Source organism: Nostoc parmelioides FACHB-3921 (genome assembly GCF_014696625.1).
GTDB lineage: Bacteria > Cyanobacteriota > Cyanobacteriia > Cyanobacteriales > Nostocaceae > Trichormus > Trichormus parmelioides.
In genome coordinates this window covers 19,523-40,886 of record NZ_JACJQL010000052.1, presented here as the reverse complement: position 1 = coordinate 40,886, position 21,364 = coordinate 19,523, and the positions used below count along the sequence as shown (strand labels likewise).

Genomic DNA, 21,364 nt, shown 5'->3' with positions numbered 1-21,364 from the left:
ATTCTTCCCAAGTTATTGTGTTGTTACAATGCTTTTTCGTTCCATATTTTATCTGCTAAAAATTTTAATGATAATGATAATCGAAAAGAGGGGGGAGGAGGCGAGCGTCGCTCGCCTCCTCCCCCTCCCCACCACATGATTATCATTTTTATTTAGATAAGTTTAAGTATTTTAGCTCATTGACAAAATACACTTTAATCTAACCCCTCACGAGTGGATTTACTCTGTCCCTATCAATAAAATTGATTTTGCTAAGTCCACCCTACCACCTAGTTGGGAACATCCATTTGGGACTAATGATTTGGGTCAAGATATATTAGCTAGGATTTTGTATGGTGGCAGAATATCAATTGCGGTGGGTGTGTTTTCGATGGTGGTGGCGATAACCTTGGGGATACTCATCGGCGCACTTTCAGGATTTTACGGCGGTTGGTTGGATGTGGTATTGATGCGGTTAACTGATTTGTGTCTGGCTTTACCGCGCCTACCATTATTGTTATTGGTGATATTTTTGTTTCGAGATGCAATTAAGGCGATCGCTGGCCCAGAACTAGGTATATTTGTCTTAGTCGTGCTAGTTATCGGCGGACTCAACTGGATGTCTGTCGCTAGGTTAGTTAGGGCTGGGTTTTTAACTGTGCGCGAACAGGAATTTGTCACCGCCGCCCGCGCCCTCGGTGCTTCCCCCAGACGGTTAATCTGGATTCATATTTTGCCAAATGTCATCAGTCCGGTATTGGTAGCAGCGACTCTCTCTGTGAGTACCGCCATCGTCACGGAATCTACACTCAGCTTTTTTGGTCTGGGCTTTCCTCCTGATGTCCCGACTTGGGGGCGGATGCTTTACGATGCACAAAATTTTTTGGAGTTTGCGCCCTATATGGTGGTTTTTCCAGGGACGGCCATATTTCTGACTGTGCTGAGTATTAACTATATAGGTGATGGTTTACGGGATGCCCTTGATCCTCGATTGTCTTAAATTAGCTAGGCGATTGGTGATTGGTAATTGGTGATTGGGGACAAATTAAATTCTCTTTCATTACCCATTACCCATTACCCATTCCCCACAATTAGTTAATTTCTTAATTGCACCGGCATAGCCAAATAAGTCATCTTCAAACCACCCAGGGGAGTGAAAATTACTGGAGTTAGATTTTGGTTGATGTGCATTTGAATTTCTGGGGATGGTAAGGCTTTGAGTCCTTCCATTAAGTATTTGACATTAAAAGCAATTTCTATATCTTCCCCAGCAATTTCCGCATTCATCGACTCTCTCCCACTGCCCATTTCTTGAGCTTCACAAGATAAGGTCAGCTCTTGGGCAGTACTATCAATAGTTAGCTTGACGATATTATTTTTCTGGTCTGCTAGTACAGCAATTCTTTCTAATGTGCTTAAGAATTGTCGGCGTTCAATGGTCACTTGTCGCTCAAATTGGCGGGGAATAAGTTGGCGATAAGCTGGGTATTGACCTTCTAATGTGCGACTAGTTAGGCGTTGGTTTTGCCATGCAAATATGACTTGACCTTGGTCTAAATATAACGCTATGGGTTCCTCAGAGGCAGCATTATGAGCCAACATCCTTTCTAGTTCGCGTAAGGCTCTAGCTGGTACTGTTACCTCTAATTGCTGGTCGTTATCTTCTAAGGGACGCTCATTAGTGGTTTCGACTACGGCTAGACGATGCCCATCAGTAGCGGCAAATTCCAAGGTATCTTGTTTAACTGTCAGATGTACTCCTGTGAGGACTTGCTTAGTTTCGTCGCCACTAGTAGCAAATAATGAACCTCGCAATCCTTCAATTAAGGAAGTAGCTGTGAGATAAATAGCTGTGGTGTTCTCAATTAGGGGTAATTCGGGAAACTCTTCCGCTCCCATTGCTCGTAATTGGTACTTTCCAGTTTTTGGGGTCAGGCTAACTATTAAACCTTCTCCGGTTGCTGTACCGTCGGTGGCTGATTCATCATCTAGGGTAATTTCTCCCTCTGGCAGACGTGAGGTGATATCTACCAACAATTTAGCAGGAAGTGCGATCGCTCCACTTTGCCATACATCAGCATTAAAGCTAGTACGGATACCCAAACTGAGATCAAAGGCTGTTAAGCTTACTTGATTAGTATCAGCATCAGCTTGCAACAGCACATTAGCAAGTACTGGATGAGTCGGTCGTGATGGTACAGCACGATTGACGAGGGAAAGATTTGTACTGAGGTCGCTTTGGGCGCAAACTAATTTCATTGTCAGATTCGGCAGGTGAATGAATATGGTAACATCCTGATCGCTCATTAGGCGGCAGAGACAATACCTTTGAAACTACGCCATTTTAGGGATCTTAAAGCAAGTGTCGTGGATTGAGGGGGATCTAAAACTTTTTGCTACACATAAGAGGACTTTTAAAACATCCTCTCACACATAAATCCTAGAAATATTAAAAACTAACTGTAGTAAATCTGAACAGATTGCGTAAATCTTATTTTTATAAAGGTTTTACAAACTTAGAGTAATAGCCAATTTGTGTCCTAACTATTCAGATTGCCTTTACATAATATTAGATTTTGTGAAGATTCATAGCGGATTATATCTACTCCGTAATTATTCGGTTTGAGTATCATCTGGACTAAAACATAATTGAGTCTATGCGATGGAAATCATAGATAAATCTCTAACTAACTCCATCATTACCCTAAGTGTGGATTTAAAATGATGTCAGACTTTTGATAATTGATATTTATAGTAACTATATTATTCTTTTATTAATGGTCTAGCTTTTCTGATTGAATTCGCTTTACTCAATGAAATTTAGCATCATCTACCTAACAAAAAAATATGCCAGAACTACTGCGAAAAGAATTAGGTGAATTTAGTAGTATTGTTTGTTTTAAAGCAGCAATCTCAGGTATGGAAGAAGCCCTGGGAGAAAAGGCTACAGCCATTGCATTAACAACAGCAGGCCGTGCGCGAGGCAAAAAATTAGCTGAAACTTTAGGATTGGTAGGAGCATCAATTTCCCTAGAGAATGCAGCCGAAAAATTAGCAGTAGCTTTAGGTGCAGAAGGTACAAGATTGTGCAAAATTGAGAAAATTCTTTCTGAGGGGGATGTTATTAAAGTCTATACATCCGAGACTCTATGTTCTGCGGGTGAACCACTTAATTCAACCCGTAAATGTACATTTACAATGGGTGCGGTTTGGGGAGCAATTGAACAAATATTAGGTAAGCGACTTAAGGGAGTTCACAGTGAATCTGTGTTGCGGGGTGGAGATTACGACGTATTTGAATTTACTCTGCTGTGACAAGAAAATTAAATTTTCTTTGATAGTACATTTCAAATTTAAATATAGTCAAACCTCAGACAAATCTTACTTAACTCTCACAAAATAAGCAACTCAAATGGCAATTAATACAGAAAAGCTTGGCATGGTTTTGCAGAATTTCGTAACAGGAACGAGTGATGTTCAAGGAGCAGCACTTGTCACACCAGACGGTCTACCTTTAGGAGTTAGCTTACCTGGTGGAATGGATGAAGAACGGGTATCGGCAATGTCTGCATCTATGCTTTCCTTGGGCGAACGTATTGGGATTGAACTATCTAGAGGTAACATTGACCGAATTTTTGTGGAAGGAAATAAAGGGTTTGGCATTCTTATAGGCTGCGGTGAAGAGGCTGTTTTGCTGGTATTAGCTAGTGAGAAAGCTAAACAGGGCATTCTCATGTTAGAGATTAAGAAGATTCTCTCAGAACTCAAGCTAATTTTGATGTAATCGCTAGCGTTTCAGGTTGAAAAATAACTTAATTATAAGTTCCCTATTCGACAAATATTTGCACTTGTAGGGAACTTTTAACTTCTCGCTGGAAAAAAAGCAGAATTGATTTAGAAATTGTGCAATCACTAGCAATAAATTTTTATCTTCATTCAAGCCATTTGTTTACCTGTTCCTAATGAACTGCCTATCTCTCTTGTCTAGCACTGGTGTAAATGGAGTAAAAAAATGGAAATCATGCGTTTAATCGTGACAGGAACTGTAGGTGCTGGCAAGTCTACTTTTATTCGTTCTGTCAGTGAAATAGAAGTAGTAGATACTGATACCTGTGCAACTGATGAAACGGCACTTCTGAAGAAAAAGACGACTGTTGCCTTTGACTTTGGTAGACTGCAATTTGGTTCTGATATGGCACTACACCTTTATGGTACTCCCGGTCAGTCCCGCTTTGATTTTATGTGGGATATTTTGATTCGTAAGGCTCATGCTTATATCTTATTAGTAGCAGCACATCGACCTCGTGAATTTCGTCAGGCACGTAACATTCTTACCTTTATGAACCAAAGAATGCAGATTCCCATGATTATTGGTTTAAGCCATACTGATTGTCCTGGTGCTTGGTTAGAAGAAGATGTTTTTCTTGCACTAGGATTCATGGATGAAAATAATCGACCTCCAATAGTGAAAGTAGACCCAACAAAGCAGGAATCTGTATCTGAGGCAGTCATTGTTTTAGTACAGCATTTGCTCCAAAGTTGTGCAGTTTAATATCTTTTTAAATGCGGTAATTATTGGTGGAGTTAACCATGATATAGTAGCTGGTTGATAATAAATTTGGGTAGATTGGTAGTTCGTTAAATCTGTATACACAATAGTTATTTTAAACAAATAAAAGGTCTGAGATTATGGCGATCGCTGGTACTTTTTCCGATTTTTCTTTACCAGAACTACTACAATTTTTAGATCAGGGAAAAAAGACAGGCATACTTTATATAGAGGTTTCACAAAACACGAGTGATAACAAAAAAGCTATACCCTACTACGTCTGGTTACATCAAGGTCGGATAATCGCCGCCGCCGATCGCCTAGATCAAAAATGTTTAACCTTAATGATTGACCAACGTGGGTGGATTAGTGAGCGCGTGATCTCTAGAGTCAATCAAATTTCCTCCAACTCCATCAATACGCCGTTGGGTTTAGTTCTCAAGGTTCAAGGACTACTCCAACCAGAACAACTGAAATTGTTATTTAACAACCAAATACTCCGACCAATATGTAATTTATTTCAAATTAGGGATGGTGTATTTAAATTTAACCAGATACAAACACTACCCCTTCCCTTAGCAGAGATGACGGGTTTAAGTATGTCAGCAAATGAGGTGACGCTGACGAGTTTGAGATTGCTGCGAGACTGGAGCGCTTTAGCAGATAAGCTTCCAGACCCCACTTCTAGTTTGTCAGGTTTGAGTGTAAAAGAACCCCAAATCCACCTGAAAGCTCAAGAATGGCAAGTATGGGAATTTGTGAATGGTAATGTTTCTATCCAGGATATTGCTCATCAGCTGCAAATCCCAGTAGAAATTGTACAGCAAATTGCTTACCGACTCATTGTAGTGGGTTTAATAGAAGAAAACTTCATGGCTACTTCTTGTGCTTTACCTAATCCCACAATCACTGAAGAAGAAGCAGTACCAGAGCCTGGTATAAAAACAACGGTTAGTCAGTCGTTTCTCAACAGTTTAGTTGGTTTTCTACGCAGTAGATCATAATTGAGCATGAAGAATGTGGAAATTGTGGAAAACCCACAACAACTATAGGCTGATAAAACTTGATCAACTTGAATAACTGTGGAAAACTTGTGGAAAAACCCCATGTTTTTTCCACAGGGTAATTATACTTATAATTAAGTTTTCCCCACAAAGTGCTAAGTTTTCCACAAAAAATAACTATTTTTCCACAGCAAAAAGATAAATTTAATCTATTTTTATACAAGTTTTAATATTCTTAGTCCTTAATAAGATTGGGGTTATGGAAAACACCAAATTGTGATGATCACGGTTTTCGAGAACGGCTATTCATCTTGATGCGATCGCTCAATTGACGTAAAGTTTGAGATAAACCGCGATCGCTTTCTACTAATTGAGCAATTTTGTCACAACTATATAACACCGTTGTGTGATCTTTCCCGCCAAACTCCTCACCAATTCTAGGGAAACTTAAATCCGTATGTTGGCGCATGAGATACATCCCGATTTGGCGCGCCCAGCTAATTTCCCGCCGCCTGGAGTTACTTTTCAGGTCTTCAATTGAGATATCAAAATTGTCAGCAATCACCGTGAGAATCGCCTCAGGGGTAGCTTCTATTTTCTCTGTTGGTGTCATTAACACTGGTGCAAGATTAGCGACCGTCATGGGTAAACCCCAAATGGAAATATAAGCCAGCGCCCTAGTTAAAGCCCCTTCCAACTCCCGAATATTAGAAGTAAAGTTAGTAGCAATATACTCAATGACATCGCGGGGTAGACGGATTTTTTCATACTCTGATTTTTTCTGTAAAATCGCCATTCTTGTTTCTAAATCTGGTGCTTGAATATCTGCAATCAAACCCATCGAGAACCGCGAACACAAACGCTCTTGCAGACTAGGAATCTGATTTGGTGGACGGTCAGAAGCAATCACTACTTGCTTACCAGCCTCATGTAATGTATTAAAAGTATGGAAAAATTCCTCTTGGGTGTATTCCTTACCCTCAATAAATTGAATATCATCTACTAACAACACATCAGCAGCTCGATAATGTTCTCGAAAACTCTGCATACTATCATTACGAATAGCTGTAATGAGATCATTAGTGAATTGCTCTGTAGAAACGTAAAATATCTTAGAATCTGGGCAAATCTCCCAACGGTAATGCCCTATTGCCTGCATAAGATGAGTTTTTCCCAGTCCTACACCACCACATAAAAATAAAGGGTTAAACTCTCTCCCTGGAGATTCAGCCACAGCTAAAGACGCTGCATGAGCCATCCGATTATTAGCTCCGACGACAAACCGCGAAAATACATACTTGGCATTTAATTCTGTATTCGGTTGCCTGTTTTGATTCGGAGTTTCGTAGATACTATTTGTGGTTGGTAGTTCCCACGCTCCACCCCCACCAATCTCTTCAAATTCCTCGCCTTTAGCTACTGTAATGTAAATTTCTACAGGATGTCCCAAAATACTTTGTACAACATTAGCAATAGTAGTGATGTAATACTTTTGTAACCAATTGCGTGCAAAAGGGTTAGGTGTAATTATTACTAGACAATTATTTTCTAGGCGTTCTGCATTAGCAGTTTTAATCCAAGTTTCAAAGGTGGGGCGAGATAGTTCTATCTGTAGGCGCTCTAGTACCTGACTCCATAAACTGTCAATGGAAATTTCCATCATTTACCACCTTTGCTGCTAATCGTCACAATAGAAGATATAAGCAAGCACCAACTTAGCATTCAGACGCTCTAGACCTGGAACTAGCTTTTGAGTTGTAATCATGTTGGGACAAACCCAGTAGGCAACATCCTAGCACTCACTGACCAACACGGAGAAACAAAGACACATGAAGACATATAATGGCGCACATAACAAGATTTATACTTGGAGTCTGCCCCACAAGGGTGGCAGTAGTGCGGTTTTGATGCTGCTGGGTGGGGTAACAGCTATGTTTTTAGGAAGCTGCTCCCTTCTACCCACAAGGACAATACAATCCCAAGCCAATCAATCTCAGCCCCAGCCTAATGACAATAGTCCAGCAATTGTCCCCCCAGCTATTTTTTCATCCACCGGCGACCCTAATTTTGTCGTCGGAGTAGTACAAAAAGTGGGAGGGGCTGTAGTGCGGATTGATTCTGCCAGAACGGTGACTTCCCGCGTTCCAGATGGATTTAATGATCCTTTTTTCCGCCGCTTTTTCGGAGATGGAGTACCAGCACAGCCTAGACAGCGAGTAGAAAGGGGTAGTGGTTCAGGTTTTATTATTAGTTCCTCTGGTCAAATTTTAACTAATGCCCATGTTGTTGATGGTGCTGATGAGGTAACAGTTACCCTCAAAGATGGTAGGACTTTTGATGGTAAGGTACTTGGTGAAGACCCAGTAACGGATGTAGCTGTTATTAAAATAAACGCTAATAACTTGCCGACTGTTGCTGTCGGTAATTCTGAAGTTTTACAACCGGGTGAAGCGGTTATTGCGATTGGTAATCCTCTAGGCTTGAATAATAGCGTTACGTCAGGAATTATCAGCGCCACTGGTCGTTCTGGTAGTGATATTGGCGCAAGTGATAAGCGCGTTGACTATCTGCAAACAGACGCGGCGATTAATCCTGGTAACTCTGGCGGCCCCCTGCTCAATGCTCGCGGTCAGGTAATTGGTATGAACACAGCTATTATCCAAGGCGCTCAAGGTTTGGGGTTTGCTATTCCTATTAATACTGTGCAGAAAGTTGCTCAGGAATTAATCACTCAAGGTAAGGTAGATCATCCCTATTTGGGTGTACAGATGGCAACCCTCACGCCACAAGTTAAGGAAAGAATTAACGAAAGATTTGGCGATCGCATCAATATTACAGCAGATACAGGCGTTTTATTAGTTCGGATTGTTCCTGACTCTCCCGCCGCCGATGCTGGCCTCAGACCAGGAGATATCATTCAAAGCATTAATAATCAATCTGTAACAACCGTTGAACAAGTCCAAAAAATTGTAGAAAATAGCCAAATTGGTCAACCTTTACAAGTCCAAATAGAACGCAATGGCCAAACAACACAAGTAGCTGTCAGTCCAGCACCTTTACCTGCACGGAGAGAGGGGTAGGGATTGGGGACAAAAAAGTAAAAAGTAAAAAGTAAAAAGTAAAAAGGTAAAAGGTAAAAGATTTTTTCTTTTGCCTTGGATTGGGGTTGGGGAATTGAGTAACGAGTACTGGAGATTAGGGATTGGGTTCAAAAATCCATAGTTAAACATAGTTCACTATTAATCAAAACTACCCAAAAAATCTGAAGTTGTTACCATGTACTTAGTATCAGAGCGTAGAGTATTACAATTCCCGATTACCCAATCCCCAGTCCCCAATCCCCAGTCCCCAGTCCCCAGTCCCCAGTCCCCATTCCTCAGTCCCCAGTCCCCATTCCTCACATGAATCCCGAATTGCTCCCCATCATTCAATTAGGCAATCCCACATTACGCCAAAAAGCTGCTTGGGTGGAAAATATTCATGATGCAACTATACAGCAACTAATTGATGACTTAATTGCCACGGTTGCCAAGGCTAATGGTGTGGGAATCGCATCCCCTCAAGTAGCACAGTCTTATCGTTTATTTATCGTCGCTTCTCGTCCTAACCCTAGATATCCTCATGCTCCAGAAATGGAACCCACCGCCATGATCAACCCTAAGATAGTGGGAAACTCAACCGACATAGTCAAAGGTTGGGAAGGTTGTCTTAGTGTTCCGGGAATTAGAGGATTAGTTCCTCGCTATCAAGCAATTGAGGTCGAATACACGGATCGTTACGGAAATTTACAAAAACAAACCTTAACTGATTTTGTTGCTCGTATATTTCAACACGAATTTGATCATTTAGATGGTGTACTGTTTATAGACCGCGTGGAAAGTAATTTAAATATAATTACGGAGGAAGAGTACCAAAAATTAGTAGTGAAAGATACAAAATAAAAATTCTTCTTAAGAATGAGAACCAACAAGTTTTTTTAATGTATACTTAACCTATTGTTAACCTAGAAAGCCGGGTGTAGCTATCGAGTAAATGGCAAAAACTATTAGTAGTCGTGTAGAGTTAAGTCCGCATCTAACCATACCTTCTGACTTAACTTTTAATCAGCGTCAAAGCGATGAAGTAAAAGTGAATACGAATAGCAGTAGATTGGGAGAATATCCCCAATTGCAACTTTCTGCTACTGGTATGCAGGTTGTACACGCAACGAATGGACGCATACGGATCAAGGCGACTGATGGTAGTTTTAGCGCCAACGTCAAGACGATAACCCAACACTTAAAGCAGTATAAAGGCATCAGAGAAGTTGCTGCCAATGAGCAAACCAGTAGCATGGTAGTCATCTTTGATGAACATCAACTGTCACTACCGCAGATGTTGGGTATTTTGCAACAACTTAATATTCAAACATCGCCAAATTCACCTTTATCAGACCCCTTTGCTCCTTGGAAATCTATTGATTTTTGGAAAGAGCAGACTGTCTCGTTTATTCCCTTAATGACAGGTTTGGCGGTGACAGGAGGTTTAGGAGTCAGTGGTTTAGCAGCGATTCCCATCTATATGATTACGGCAGATGCAACTCGGCTAGTAATTGACTATCTAGAACCCCAAATTAAGGGATCAGATGCAGTCAAAGAGTCGGCAAAAGCTGTTATCATAACTGAAGAAAGCAAGCCAGCAACCGCAGGAAATAAAATTACTAAGACAACAATTAAGTCTGCGAAAGTAATTTATAGTATTGTCCATGAAATTCATGGTAGGATTAGGTTCCACATACCTCAAATAGCTAGCGATCGCGCCTATGCAAAGCGTCTAGAAAAGCTATTAAAAGCTGATCCTTTGGTTAGCAACGTGCGGATAAATGGCGATGCAGCGTCTTTGGCGATCGCCTATCAAGGTGGCAAAGTAGCTACATCTCATTGGGTGAGTCTGATGGAGTTAGCCTTGCAGACAACCCCGCCTACACAAGCCACAACAAAAATCAATCAATCCACAGATATAGCCATAGAAAAATTGAGTACAACTTCACCAACGTTGGTAGCAGAAGCAGTTAGTCAGCCAACTCAGCCAACAAAAATAGAATTATCCCCCAGCGCAGACCAAACCCTAAATGTTTCTAATTTATGGGTTGATATGAAGCCTGCCGCATTATCCTATTCTTTAAACTTTATAGCTAACTTGCCGTTGTAGAACGTTCCCAAGTCAGGAACAATGGAGGAATCAAAATGGATGATTCTGCATCCTCATCATCAGATGCTGTCCCGCGACCGCCGCGCCACAATTGCACACATCACATAAAAGTATCTTATAGTATTACCTACGCCCTGCCCGGACAAGTAGTATTTTGTATCCCACGAATTAGTGAAGATGCAAACTACTTGCAACACCTACAAAAGTTATTGAACCAGGAAGCTGGGATTACTACAGAGGAAGTGAATCTCGCTACAGGGTCTGTAGTAATTGCTTATCAGTCTGGACTAATGTCTGATGTGGAGATGCGAGAGCATCTAGCTGGTCTAATCCAGGCTGCTGATATGACCGATGATACAGAATTAACGCCTAAATCACCAGTCATAGAACCAGTAACTTCATCTCCTCCACCTCAGTCTGTCACTCATTCACAACCAACTGAGCAACCGATAAAAGTAGCTCATAGCGTCGTTCATGCGATTCCTGGACGAGTGCGGTTTCATGTCCCGCAAGTCGCTACAGATCCAGCCTATGTGCAACGTTTAGAAGCTTTACTCCAATCAGACCCAGTAGTGATCAGTGAGCGAATTAATCGGGAGGCTGCTTCTGTTGTGATTATTTACAAACCGGGAAAAGTACAAAGGCCAAAACAGCAATTGCAAAGTATTTTCGCAGTAGCAGTATCACACTTTTCCAGTCTGATTCAATCTGCGGCAACTGCCAAGATATCCAGTCGTGTATAAAAGCAAGTCTGCATTCTCTCAAGGTCAGAGGCTAGATGTGCATCTGTCCTCCTCCCCAGCAGTTTCCAAAAAACAAGCTTATCCAACATATTTTGAGATTTAAGAAATGGCAAAAATGACAGTTCAACTAGCGTCGCTTCCTGTGCAAGAGTCTTATGTGACATTGGCAGAAAAGAGTGGGGAAGCATCCATAACTTCCCTACCTTATAAGACAGTAGGGGAACAAAACGGCAGAGTAGCGTTAACTTCTGCTCAAGTACAATCCTCTAAGAAAACTCCCCATGTCACTTATAGTGTTGTCCATGCAATTCAGGGTAGGTTGAGGTTGCGTGTACCTCGCTTACGCAACGATAAAGACTATGGACAACGGTTACAAACTTTGCTGGAAGCTGATCCCCTGGTGACAACTGTCAAAATTAAGCCAGCCGCCGCATCTTTAGTTGTTAACTATAAAGCCAGTGCTGTAACTGATGCCAAGATGCGATCGCGCCTTGATTGTCTGATAGTGGCTGCAAGTGATCCTGGGATTGTACTGCTGAATCCCAAAAAGGTATCTCCACAAGAAGAGGAAAAGCCTTGGCCGGGAATGCAGCTTTCGGTTTTAGCCACCGGTTTGGCGGTGCTGGGGGGGCCTTTAGGGGTAGCGGTTCCACCAATTTTCACGGCGGGAACCATCGCTCTAGCAACCTTACCCGTATTTAAAAGAGCTGTAGATGGAATTGTCAAAGAACGCAAGTTAAGTATAGATTTCTTGGACTTTATTGCGATCGCCATTACTACAGTCCAAGGTCAGTTTCTCACCCCATCCCTGATGTTGAGTTTAATTGAAATTGGTGAAAATATCCGCGATCGCACAGCCCGTTCTTCCAAAATGCAGACCTTGGATCTTCTTGGTTCCTTGGGTCAATTTGCTTGGGTGGAACGTGATGGTGAGAAGACCCAAATCCCCATCCAGCAAGTGTTACCAGGAGACACTGTGATTGTCTATCCAGGGGAACAAGTACCTATAGATGGGACTATCCTCAGAGGTAAGGCTTTACTCGATGAACAGAAACTCACAGGTGAATCTGTACCCATTTTGAAAAACAAGGGACAGTCTGTATTTGCCTCAACTTTGGTCAGGGAAGGACAAGTATATATTCTAGCGGAACGCATCGGTAATGATACGCGGGCGGGGCAGAGCATCAAGCTGATGGAAGAAGCCCCTGTCCACGATACCCGGATGGAAAATCATGCAACCAGAATTGCTGAAATTGCAGTTGTGCCAACTTTGTTACTAGGGGCAGCCGTATTTGCCGTTACCCGTAACCCAGTCAGGGTTGCCAGCATTCTTACCCTCGACTTATGTACAGGGATTCGCGTATCTATCCCCACAACTGTTTTAGCTGCCCTCTCCTATGCAGCAAGGCAAGGGATTCTCATCCGCAGTGGTCGTGCCTTAGAGCAGTTAGCAGAAATTGATACCATTGTTTTTGATAAAACAGGCACACTCACCCAAGGGGAAGTGGCCGTAATTGGCGTTGATAGTTACAATCCTGAAGTTTCCCATGATCGCATATTAGCGATCGCCGCCGCCGCCGAACAGCGTTTAACCCACCCAGTAGCCGAAGCTATAGTCCGCTATGCAGAAGCCCAACAAGTAGCGATCCCCAGCCGCAGCAAATGGGATTATAAACTCGGTTTGGGTGTGAAGGCAGAAATTGACGGTGAGACTGTTTACGTCGGTAGTGAGCGCTTTTTACGTCAGGAAGGCGTTGATATGGCAGCCCTCAACGGCAATGGACACAAAGCCACATCAGTGATTTATGTCGCCAGTAACGGGCAACTTCAAGGTAAAATAAGATATAGTGATATTCTCCGCCCTGAGAGTCGAGAAGTAATTTCCCAACTCATGACGGTAGAAGGTGTGGAAGTCCATATGCTCACCGGCGATAACAAGCGCACAGCCACGACTGTGGCGGCAGAATTGGGAATTGCCCCAGCGCATACCCATGCAGAAGCTTTTCCCGAACAAAAAGCAACGGTAGTCCGTGGACTGCACGAACAAGGTAAGACAGTTGCATTTGTTGGGGATGGGATCAACGATTCGCCAGCTTTAGCCTACGCTGATGTTTCTGTGTCCTTTGCCCACGGTTCGGAAATCGCCCGTGAAACAGCCGATGTGGTGCTAATGCAGAATGACCTACATGGATTATTAGAAGCAATTGCGATCGCTCGTCAAGCTAAGAGTTTGATTCGACAAAACACCGGCATCGTCGCTATTCCCAACTTGGGAGCCTTATTGGTAGCGGTGTTGTTCGGTCTAAACCCATTAGCAGCCACAGTAGTCAACAATGGCTCAACAATAGTTGCTGGAGTGAACGGTTTACGCCCCATCCTCAAGCAATCCCCAAAAAAAGCTCTCCCAGCAGAGAGATGAAATGACTAATCTAGATAGGTTAGCCTAGATAGCTTTCATACAAATTTTCAAACAAATTACTGGAGGAATTAATCATGCCTAAAATCACTGATTTAGTTGAAGAAGCCGGCGCACCTGGACTGATTGCAGGTATTGGCGCAGTGCTGTTAGCTCCTGTTCTCATCCCAGTTGTTGCAGGTATTGGTAAACCCATCGCCAAATCAATCATCAAAGGCAGTCTTGTTGCTTATGAAAAGAGCAAGGGAGCTTTTGCAGAACTGGGTGAAACCTGGGAAGATATCGTAGCTGAAGCTAAAGCTGAACTAGCAGAAGATAAGGAAACACCTGCATTTGAGGCTGCTAGCACTATTGATAGTTCCTCTGATAATGGTGTATAGGTTAGTCAATTTCGTTTCTATAGAAGCGATTTGATTTATCTAGATATTGATGAGATGGGAAAATTACCCATCTCTAAAATTTCCTCGCTAATTAACCGCCGATGAAATTCTTTAATATCTAATTATTATTGGCGGAACCTGATTAGTATGGGCAATGCCCACCACAAAACGGATATGGTAAGCAATACCTATCTACGTTGATATTTGATGATTGCTGAAGCAACACTACTAATAATTACTTTCATCAATATAGTTCTATTTGAGAAATTTGCTATTCAAGCACTAGTTTTATAGGTTAGTAGGGTACGTCAGTATGAATATTTTTCGGTGCAGCTAGGTTTTCTTGCACTGACGCACCCTACATTTTGGATAACTAATTAATAAACCAAAGTATCAGTTTGGAGGGTGGCTCATGTTGACAAATAGTCATGGTAATCTCACGAAAATGCCAAAAGTTAAACAGAAAATTAACTTCAATACGCCATCCTTACCTATATCTACAAAAATTATTAGTGATACCCCAGGAAGATTAAGGTTGAGAATTGCTCACTGTCACCGTCAACCAGAAACAATGGAACATATTGCTAATAAACTAGATGCACAAGCTCATATTGACCAGGTGCGGACTAATGTTGATCATGGCAGTATTGTCATTAAATATAGTGAGAAAAATGGCACCTTAGATGATGTCTTGGCGACATTGAAAGATTTAGGAATTATTTTTGGCGAAATTACCCAAGGTAGCACCGAAGCAGCGACGACGGTATCCAGTGCCGTTGTAGATTTGAATAAACGAGTCAGACAAGCAACCGATGGCGTTGTTGATATTCGTTTCCTTTTCCCCTTGGGACTTAGTATTCTGGCTGTGAGACAGCTAATTATTAAAGGTTTGCAATTTGAAATTATCCCCTGGTATGTGTTGGCTTGGTACTCTTTCGATAGTTTTATAAAACTGCATGGAATTACACCACAAAAACCCAGTACTGAAACTGGGGAATAGGTACTGGGGATTGGGGACAAACAAGTAAAAAGTAAAAAGGTAAAAGATTTTTTCTTTTGACTTTTGCCTTTTGATTTTGCCTGGGATTGGTGACTGGGGACTGGGATAATTTATTTTGAATTTTGAATTTTGAATTTTGAATTTTGAATTGTTAAAGCCTCTCACCCCTCGCCTCTAAAATTAACTAAATACACGGTGTTGCAAGGAAGGCATTTGGCGGCGGACTTGCTCTAGGCGTGAAGGATTGATTTCTGCGATCGCAATTCCTGGTTTATCCCCGGCATCAGCTAAAATTGTTCCCCAGGGGTCGATAATGACGGCGTGTCCGTGGGTGAGGCGGCGACCGTAGTTATTACCTGTTTGAGCAGGTGCGATTACGTAGGCAGTATTTTCAATGGCTCTGGCTTGTAGCAAAACTTGCCAGTGGTCTTTGCCCGTAAAAGCAGTGAAAGCAGCAGGTATAAAAATTATATCTGTTCCCTTGTCTGAGAGATGGCGATAAAGTTCTGGGAAGCGAACATCGTAGCAAATAGAAACGCCGATATTGCCTAAATGTTCTGAGAAATGGACAGGGGGTAATTGCTGACCGGCGACAACAGTACTAGATTCGCGGTAAGTGTTACCGTCAGGAACATTGACATCAAAAAGGTGTACTTTATTGTAGCGAGTAAGTTCTTCACCACTGGGACTGACGAGAATAGTGGTGTTATAGACTCTACCTGTATCACTCACCGGTACGGGGAAACTACCACCCAAAAGAGTAACTTGGTAGCGCTGCGCCATCGTTTTAATAAAAATCTCACTTTCACGAGCGATCGCCTCTGCTTGAGCCAGTTTATCCTGTTCCTCACCCATAAAAGAAAAATTTTCTGGCAAACCCACTAACTCAGCACCCCGACGCACCGCCAGATCAATTAATTCTTCTGCTTGTGCCAAATTCTTGTGTAAATCAGGCACACTGGTCATTTGAATAGCAGCAGCTAAATAAGACTTCATAGACTTAAAAAAAACAGTAGAGTTGTGTGAGATAGATACTTAAATATACCGTTAGTTGGGGACTGGGAGTAGGGACTGGGGATTGGGGATTAGGGATTAGGGACTGGGGATTAGGGATTAGGGATTAGGGACTGGGGATTGGGGATTAGGGATTGGGTATTGGGTATTGACAACTGACAACCGACCACTGACCACTGACAACTAACTAATTCAATCATCCTACGGGCTATAGCCAACTGAACCCACTCAAGGTAAGTTGTTATCAAACTTTGATAAAAGCGCATTGCTGTGGATACATCTATTCTGATTCAAACTTTTATTGCTGTGTTCGTCTTGGCAGATGCGATAGGTAATATACCCATAGTTTTAGCTTTAACCAAGGGTATGGAACCGGAGGATAGGAATAGAGTAATTGATAAAGCGAGTATTGTGGCGATCGCAGTTCTATTACTATTTGCCTTTGGTGGTCAATATATTTTGACTTATTTAGAAATCAGCATGGCATCTTTACGGGTAGCTGGGGGGCTGTTGTTGCTGTTAATTGCTTTGCAAATGCTACGGGGAGAATTGGAAACACCAACTACCGAAGAAGGAAGAGATGTGGCAATTACACCCTTGGCTTTACCATTGTTAGCCGGGCCGGGTACGCTAACAACAGTGATGTTATTTATGTCTAAATCCCAAAGTCCACATTTGGCGGTAGTGTTAGGGATTTTGGCGGCGATGTTTGTCACTTGGTTGATTTTGCGCTTGGCAAATCCCATAGAAAAACGGATTGGTTTAGAGGGTGGGGTAATTGTCACCCAGCTTTTGGGTTTTCTCTTGGCAGCGTTGGCGGTGGAGATTGGTAGTACAGGGATTCGGGAGTTATTTTTGCAGTGAGTTGATTCTTTACTAATGGGTAATTAAGAATACGTTCTTATCAATCACCCATTATTAATCTTTCAAATTAAACCTTCCGATTCAGCAAATTTCCGTAACCGTGGGAGACACTGACGCTGATAAAAACTACTCAGTGTAGGAATTGCCAGCCCAAATTGCTCAGACAATTCTTTCCAACTTACTTCCGGAGGTAAGCGCTTGAGAATTAACACCTGACAGTTTACATCAGGACGGCCTTTCACATGAGTACCGCGCAATTCTCCGCTCAAATCCCTCTCTACCCAAGCTTCTAACTCTTCCAAAATTGGTGGCGTTTCTGGAGTAGCTGCCAAATTCTCTACAGGATCGATAACATCACTGCTTTCACCTGATTTAGATTGGCGAATTCTTAAAGGAACTGTTGTTGCTTGTTCTTTATTGTGGTTGATATAAAAGTCTTGTAATCTACGCCTCAGATAGGCATTTAGCCAGGTAATTACAGTACCATAAGTAGGATCGTATTTTTGTCCTGTCAACCCTTCACAAACGTTGCGACAAAAGTACAGCCAAGTTTGTTGCAGTGCATCTTGATAATAGGGAGTGTATTCCTTCCAAAGTCTACGGGAAGTCAAGCGAATAATTTGTGTGAGCAGCTTTTGACGCTGAGGGCTTCCGGGTGGATGTCCACAGGCTTGAGCAACTAAGGAGCGTAGCTGTTCATCAAATTCAACCATAATTGTCTTGGAGAAGAAAGCAAGAAAGCGTTAAAACCAGCAAGAATATATTATTATTAAGCGCCACAATCCTCTAGAGGATAGCTCTGTATCGTAATGTTATCTCTGAAATCAGAAGGGTAAGCATAAATAAGTAATAAGTACTGAGTGAATTAGGAAACTCACTCAGTACTTTTGTAACAGTTATCAAAATGTAGGGGTGTAAACAAAATATTTACCCCAAAAACATTTAGTAACAACCTCTTAGCTAAATTCAGACTTGTAGACCAAGTTGATAACTTACAAAGAATTTTGACCCTAACGTAAAACTTGCTCTAAGGCTGGAATCAATTGGTCAACACTTTCTTTGCGGCTATTGAAACCCATTAGCCCCACACGCCAAACTTTACCTGCTAATTCGCCTAAACCACCGCCAATTTCAATGTTATGTTCATTGAGTAACTGACGGGCGACTGCTTTACCATCCACTCCGTCGGGAATACAGACTGTTGTGAGGGTTGGTAGTCTGTATTCTTTCTCAACGTGCAGACTTAAGCCTATATCTTCTAATCTTTCCCACAAATACTCTACGTTCTTTTGATGGCGTTGCCAGCAGTTTGCTAGTCCTTCCTGGGCAATTAAACGCAATGCTTCTCGTAAAGCATAATACAGATTAATCGGGGCTGTGTGGTGATAAACTCGCTCACTACCCCAATACTTACCCAGCAAGTTCATATCTAAATACCAATTCGCTACTTTGGTGCTTCGCCGTTGCAACTTCTCAATAGCACGGGAACTCATGGTAAAAGGTGAAGCGCCAGGGGAACAACCTAGACCTTTCTGACTGCAACTGTAGGCTAAATCTACTCCCCACTCATCCAAAAAGATAGGGACACCACCCAAGCTAGTAACTGTATCTACTAATAACAGAGTGCCAAATTCTCGACACAACTCACCCACCCCTTCCAAGGGTTGACGTGCGCCTGTGGAGGTTTCTGCATGAACTAAAGCCAAAATTGCCGGACGATGGGTTTCTAAAGCTGTGCGGAGTTCTTCCAGTGAGAAAACTTGTCCCCAAGGCTTGGAAATTGTGCGGACATCTGCGCCATAGCGTCCAGCCATATCCACCAGACGATTGCCAAAATAACCAGCTACACCAATTAACACTACATCACCAGGTTCTACAGCATTGGCGATGGTTGCTTCCATTGCAGCTGTCCCTGTACCACTCACAGCAATGGTGAGGGGGTTTTCTGTTTGCCATACATAGCGCAGCAAAGATTGAATTTCATCCATCAGTGAAAGGAAAGCCGGGTCAAGATGTCCCACGGGTGAAACATTCATCGCTTGCAGGACTGCGGGATGGGCATTTGATGGCCCAGGCCCCAACAGCAAACGGGAGGGAACTTTTAAAGGTTCTAATTGTAAACGTTGATTGTCATTGATTGAGATTATCTGCGTCATAACGATCGCCTATATACCACTTACCGCATCATAAAGCGATCGCATCACCCATGTTTTATAAGTCTAGAGAATTATTTTCCTCTGTGGCCTAAAGATGTAGTCTGAAGTTGGATATACCCACAGCATAATACTTTTGAATTGATTAGTCCCCAATACCCAATTCCTAATTATGGTTTTCACAGGTAAACGCCCAAACAATCTAGGTGTGCGCGACGGTAGATTAGCAACTTGTCCCACCTCTCCTAATTGTGTTTCTAGCCAGAGTACCGATACAGTCCACCAAATTGCACCAATATATTTTACCTCGACACCAGAAGAGGCGATAAACAAGCTCAAAAGTGTAATTCAATCTTTACCTCGCACCAAAATCATTACTGAAAGTCCCGATTATTTATATGCAGAATTTCAAAGTGCTTTACTGGGATTTGTCGATGATGTCGAGTTTTATTTAGACCGTAATGCTAATGTCATCCAGGTGCGTTCTGCTTCCCGCTTAGGTCAAAGTGATTTAGGTGTTAACCGCAAAAGAATTGAAACAATTCGAGCTAAATTTGGCGAAACCAACTAGTTATCTTATGTCCAGTTGAACACTTATCGTATCTGTGGAGTTGGTAATTGGTAATGGGTAATCATAAGCAATAATTACCATTACCAACCAAACCAACTCAACAAGCCTTGTTGCTAGGTTATCACCCTTTACATGAGTAGGTATCAAGATTCACCCATATTCTATACTTTACTCAAAGCAACTGTACTCCGGTGATGCCCATTATTAACAAAGCGCTGTTGCAGAATTTGTCGATAAACTTCTTCATAGCCGTCGGTCATGGCTTGCAAACTAAAACGTTTCTGCACATACTCCCGACAAGCATAACGGTCTAGATTTGTGACCTTGGCGATCGCACTAACGCATTCTTCTACATTACTGCATAAGAAGCCTGTTTTACCGTGGGCAATCACCTCTGTAGTAGAACCAAGATTCATCGCAATCACAGGCGTACCTGATGCCATTGACTCAACCATTACTAATCCGAATGGTTCTCTCCATGTAATAGGGAATAGGGTGGCGACTGCACCTCCCATCAGGATATTTTTTTGTGTGTGGTCTGCTTCACCTAAATATTCAATTTGCTTACCATCAATTAATGGTTTAATTTCCTTTTCAAAATATTCTACATCAACAACATCTACTTTACCTGCAATTTTTAAATGCCAGCCAGCTTTTTTGGCAATTTCTATTGCTAGATGTGTACCTTTTTCTGGAGATATTCGACCTAAAAATGCTAAATATGGTGGTTCATCCGGTTGGGGATAAAACTGATAACTATTAACATCAATACCGTTGTAAACTGTTCCCACATAATTAAGTCCTAATCTCAGATCCCTTTGTGCATCAGAAATACTCACAAAAGGCTCAGTTTTGGCATACCTAAACATTTTTTCGTTATCAGGTGTAAAAATGCCGTGTAAGGTGTGAACAGTGGGAGTTTTGACTAACTTTGTGTAAGGTAATGATGCACAACCCATGTGTGAATGAATAACATCAAATTCATCTGCACGCTCATATACTGTGCCTAGTTGGAGCATTTCATAAATGCCGTATTCCTTAACACTGGAATCAAGCCTTAGGGCGCGGGGATGTACTGATACTAGGTTTGCTAAACTGATAGAATCTCCCGATGCAAACAGGGTAACTTCGTGTCCACGTCGGACTAACTCATCTGTTAGTAACCCCACTACTAACTCTATACCGCCATAAGCAGGCGGGGGTACTCTCTCCCATAATGGGGCTACTTGAGCAATTCGCATCACAAACCTCCTACAAACTAAGATTTGAATTAGGTGTGTTTATTTTTTGTTTCAAGAGTGCCTGATGGACGATTAAATTTGCACTAGAAACTAATTCTTAACACCAATTTTAAAATTGACTGCCCCATCATCTTATGCTTTATATTCTTAATTCCTTGTCTATCTTAGTAGGGAAATCTACCCATTCCTAAGAGATAATTTTTGTTCTATAATCAATTAATTGGTTGCATTTAATAAATTATCAAATATAATTTATCAGG

At 41.9% G+C, this 21,364-nt stretch carries 20 protein-coding genes; 14 read left to right on the top strand and 6 right to left on the bottom strand.

The features are described 5' to 3' along the window. Positions 1–301 precede the first annotated feature (301 nt). Positions 302–979 carry an ABC transporter permease gene (locus H6G14_RS24830; protein WP_242053532.1) on the top strand — a complete coding sequence of 226 codons (678 nt, stop codon included), beginning with the start codon at positions 302–304 and terminating at the stop codon, positions 977–979. 95 nt (positions 980–1,074) lie between these two features. Here H6G14_RS24830 and dnaN read toward each other — a convergent pair whose 3' ends face one another. Further along, positions 1,075–2,238 (bottom strand): DNA polymerase III subunit beta, encoded by a 1,164-nt coding sequence (gene dnaN, locus H6G14_RS24825; protein WP_190570558.1) that lies wholly within the window; start codon positions 2,236–2,238, stop codon positions 1,075–1,077. Between the two features lie 588 nt (positions 2,239–2,826). Between dnaN and H6G14_RS24820 the strand changes: the two genes are divergently transcribed. From H6G14_RS24820 to H6G14_RS24805, 4 genes are all read left to right on the top strand, one after another. Further along, positions 2,827–3,294, top strand: a complete 468-nt coding sequence (locus H6G14_RS24820) for a hydrocarbon-binding protein (RefSeq protein ID WP_190570556.1) — start codon at positions 2,827–2,829, stop codon at positions 3,292–3,294. 97 nt (positions 3,295–3,391) lie between these two features. Further along, positions 3,392–3,763, top strand: a complete 372-nt coding sequence (locus H6G14_RS24815; RefSeq protein ID WP_190570554.1) for a roadblock/LC7 domain-containing protein — start codon at positions 3,392–3,394, stop codon at positions 3,761–3,763. Positions 3,764–3,991: 228 nt separating this feature from the next. After that, positions 3,992–4,531, top strand: coding sequence for a GTP-binding protein (locus H6G14_RS24810; protein ID WP_190570552.1), 540 nt, complete (start codon positions 3,992–3,994; stop codon positions 4,529–4,531). Between the two features lie 137 nt (positions 4,532–4,668). Beyond that, positions 4,669–5,532 carry a DUF4388 domain-containing protein gene (locus H6G14_RS24805; RefSeq protein ID WP_190570550.1) on the top strand — a complete coding sequence of 288 codons (864 nt, stop codon included), beginning with the start codon at positions 4,669–4,671 and terminating at the stop codon, positions 5,530–5,532. A gap of 283 nt (positions 5,533–5,815) precedes the next feature. On the opposite strand, the gene dnaA is transcribed toward H6G14_RS24805, so the two are convergent. Next, the gene (gene dnaA, locus H6G14_RS24800; protein WP_190570564.1) at positions 5,816–7,192 is read right to left on the bottom strand and encodes a chromosomal replication initiator protein DnaA; all 1,377 of its coding nucleotides are present in this window, start codon (positions 7,190–7,192) and stop codon (positions 5,816–5,818) included. 169 nt (positions 7,193–7,361) lie between these two features. On the opposite strand from dnaA, the gene H6G14_RS24795 reads away from it, so the two are divergent. The 7 genes from H6G14_RS24795 (at position 7,362) to H6G14_RS24765 (ending at position 15,261) form a co-directional block, all read left to right on the top strand. Continuing rightward, on the top strand, positions 7,362–8,612 hold the full coding sequence (locus tag H6G14_RS24795) for an HhoA/HhoB/HtrA family serine endopeptidase (protein WP_190570548.1): 1,251 nt from the start codon (positions 7,362–7,364) through the stop codon (positions 8,610–8,612). Between the two features lie 321 nt (positions 8,613–8,933). Beyond that, positions 8,934–9,473 carry a peptide deformylase gene (def, locus tag H6G14_RS24790; RefSeq protein ID WP_190570546.1) on the top strand — a complete coding sequence of 180 codons (540 nt, stop codon included), beginning with the start codon at positions 8,934–8,936 and terminating at the stop codon, positions 9,471–9,473. Positions 9,474–9,564: 91 nt separating this feature from the next. After that, positions 9,565–10,722 (top strand): HMA2 domain-containing protein, encoded by a 1,158-nt coding sequence (locus tag H6G14_RS24785; protein ID WP_190570545.1) that lies wholly within the window; start codon positions 9,565–9,567, stop codon positions 10,720–10,722. Between the two features lie 35 nt (positions 10,723–10,757). Continuing rightward, entirely contained in the window at positions 10,758–11,465 is a 708-nt protein-coding gene (locus H6G14_RS24780) for a hypothetical protein (protein WP_190570542.1), read from the top strand. 106 nt (positions 11,466–11,571) lie between these two features. Beyond that, on the top strand, positions 11,572–13,884 hold the full coding sequence (locus H6G14_RS24775; protein WP_190570540.1) for a heavy metal translocating P-type ATPase: 2,313 nt from the start codon (positions 11,572–11,574) through the stop codon (positions 13,882–13,884). Positions 13,885–13,958: 74 nt separating this feature from the next. Continuing rightward, positions 13,959–14,261, top strand: a complete 303-nt coding sequence (locus H6G14_RS24770; protein ID WP_190570538.1) for a DUF5132 domain-containing protein — start codon at positions 13,959–13,961, stop codon at positions 14,259–14,261. Between the two features lie 412 nt (positions 14,262–14,673). Continuing rightward, the gene (locus tag H6G14_RS24765; RefSeq protein ID WP_190570536.1) at positions 14,674–15,261 is read left to right on the top strand and encodes an HMA2 domain-containing protein; all 588 of its coding nucleotides are present in this window, start codon (positions 14,674–14,676) and stop codon (positions 15,259–15,261) included. 180 nt (positions 15,262–15,441) lie between these two features. Here H6G14_RS24765 and H6G14_RS24760 read toward each other — a convergent pair whose 3' ends face one another. Beyond that, complete coding sequence (locus H6G14_RS24760; RefSeq protein ID WP_190570535.1) at positions 15,442–16,257, bottom strand: carbon-nitrogen hydrolase family protein; 816 nt, start codon at positions 16,255–16,257, stop codon at positions 15,442–15,444. 288 nt (positions 16,258–16,545) lie between these two features. On the opposite strand from H6G14_RS24760, the gene H6G14_RS24755 reads away from it, so the two are divergent. Continuing rightward, entirely contained in the window at positions 16,546–17,139 is a 594-nt protein-coding gene (locus H6G14_RS24755; protein WP_190570533.1) for a MarC family protein, read from the top strand. Positions 17,140–17,201: 62 nt separating this feature from the next. On the opposite strand, the gene H6G14_RS24750 is transcribed toward H6G14_RS24755, so the two are convergent. Together H6G14_RS24750 and H6G14_RS24745 are read right to left on the bottom strand one after the other, a co-directional pair. Further along, on the bottom strand, positions 17,202–17,852 hold the full coding sequence (locus H6G14_RS24750; protein ID WP_190570531.1) for a sigma-70 family RNA polymerase sigma factor: 651 nt from the start codon (positions 17,850–17,852) through the stop codon (positions 17,202–17,204). Positions 17,853–18,149: 297 nt separating this feature from the next. Beyond that, positions 18,150–19,295: an alanine--glyoxylate aminotransferase family protein gene (locus H6G14_RS24745; RefSeq protein ID WP_190570529.1), complete on the bottom strand. Its 1,146-nt coding sequence runs from the start codon at positions 19,293–19,295 to the stop codon at positions 18,150–18,152. 169 nt (positions 19,296–19,464) lie between these two features. Between H6G14_RS24745 and H6G14_RS24740 the strand changes: the two genes are divergently transcribed. After that, positions 19,465–19,863, top strand: a complete 399-nt coding sequence (locus tag H6G14_RS24740; protein WP_190570527.1) for a DUF1499 domain-containing protein — start codon at positions 19,465–19,467, stop codon at positions 19,861–19,863. A 161-nt stretch (positions 19,864–20,024) separates the two neighbouring features. On the opposite strand, the gene H6G14_RS24735 is transcribed toward H6G14_RS24740, so the two are convergent. Continuing rightward, complete coding sequence (locus H6G14_RS24735) at positions 20,025–21,104, bottom strand: glycosyltransferase family 4 protein (RefSeq protein ID WP_190570526.1); 1,080 nt, start codon at positions 21,102–21,104, stop codon at positions 20,025–20,027. Between the last annotated feature and the right edge of the window lie 260 nt (positions 21,105–21,364).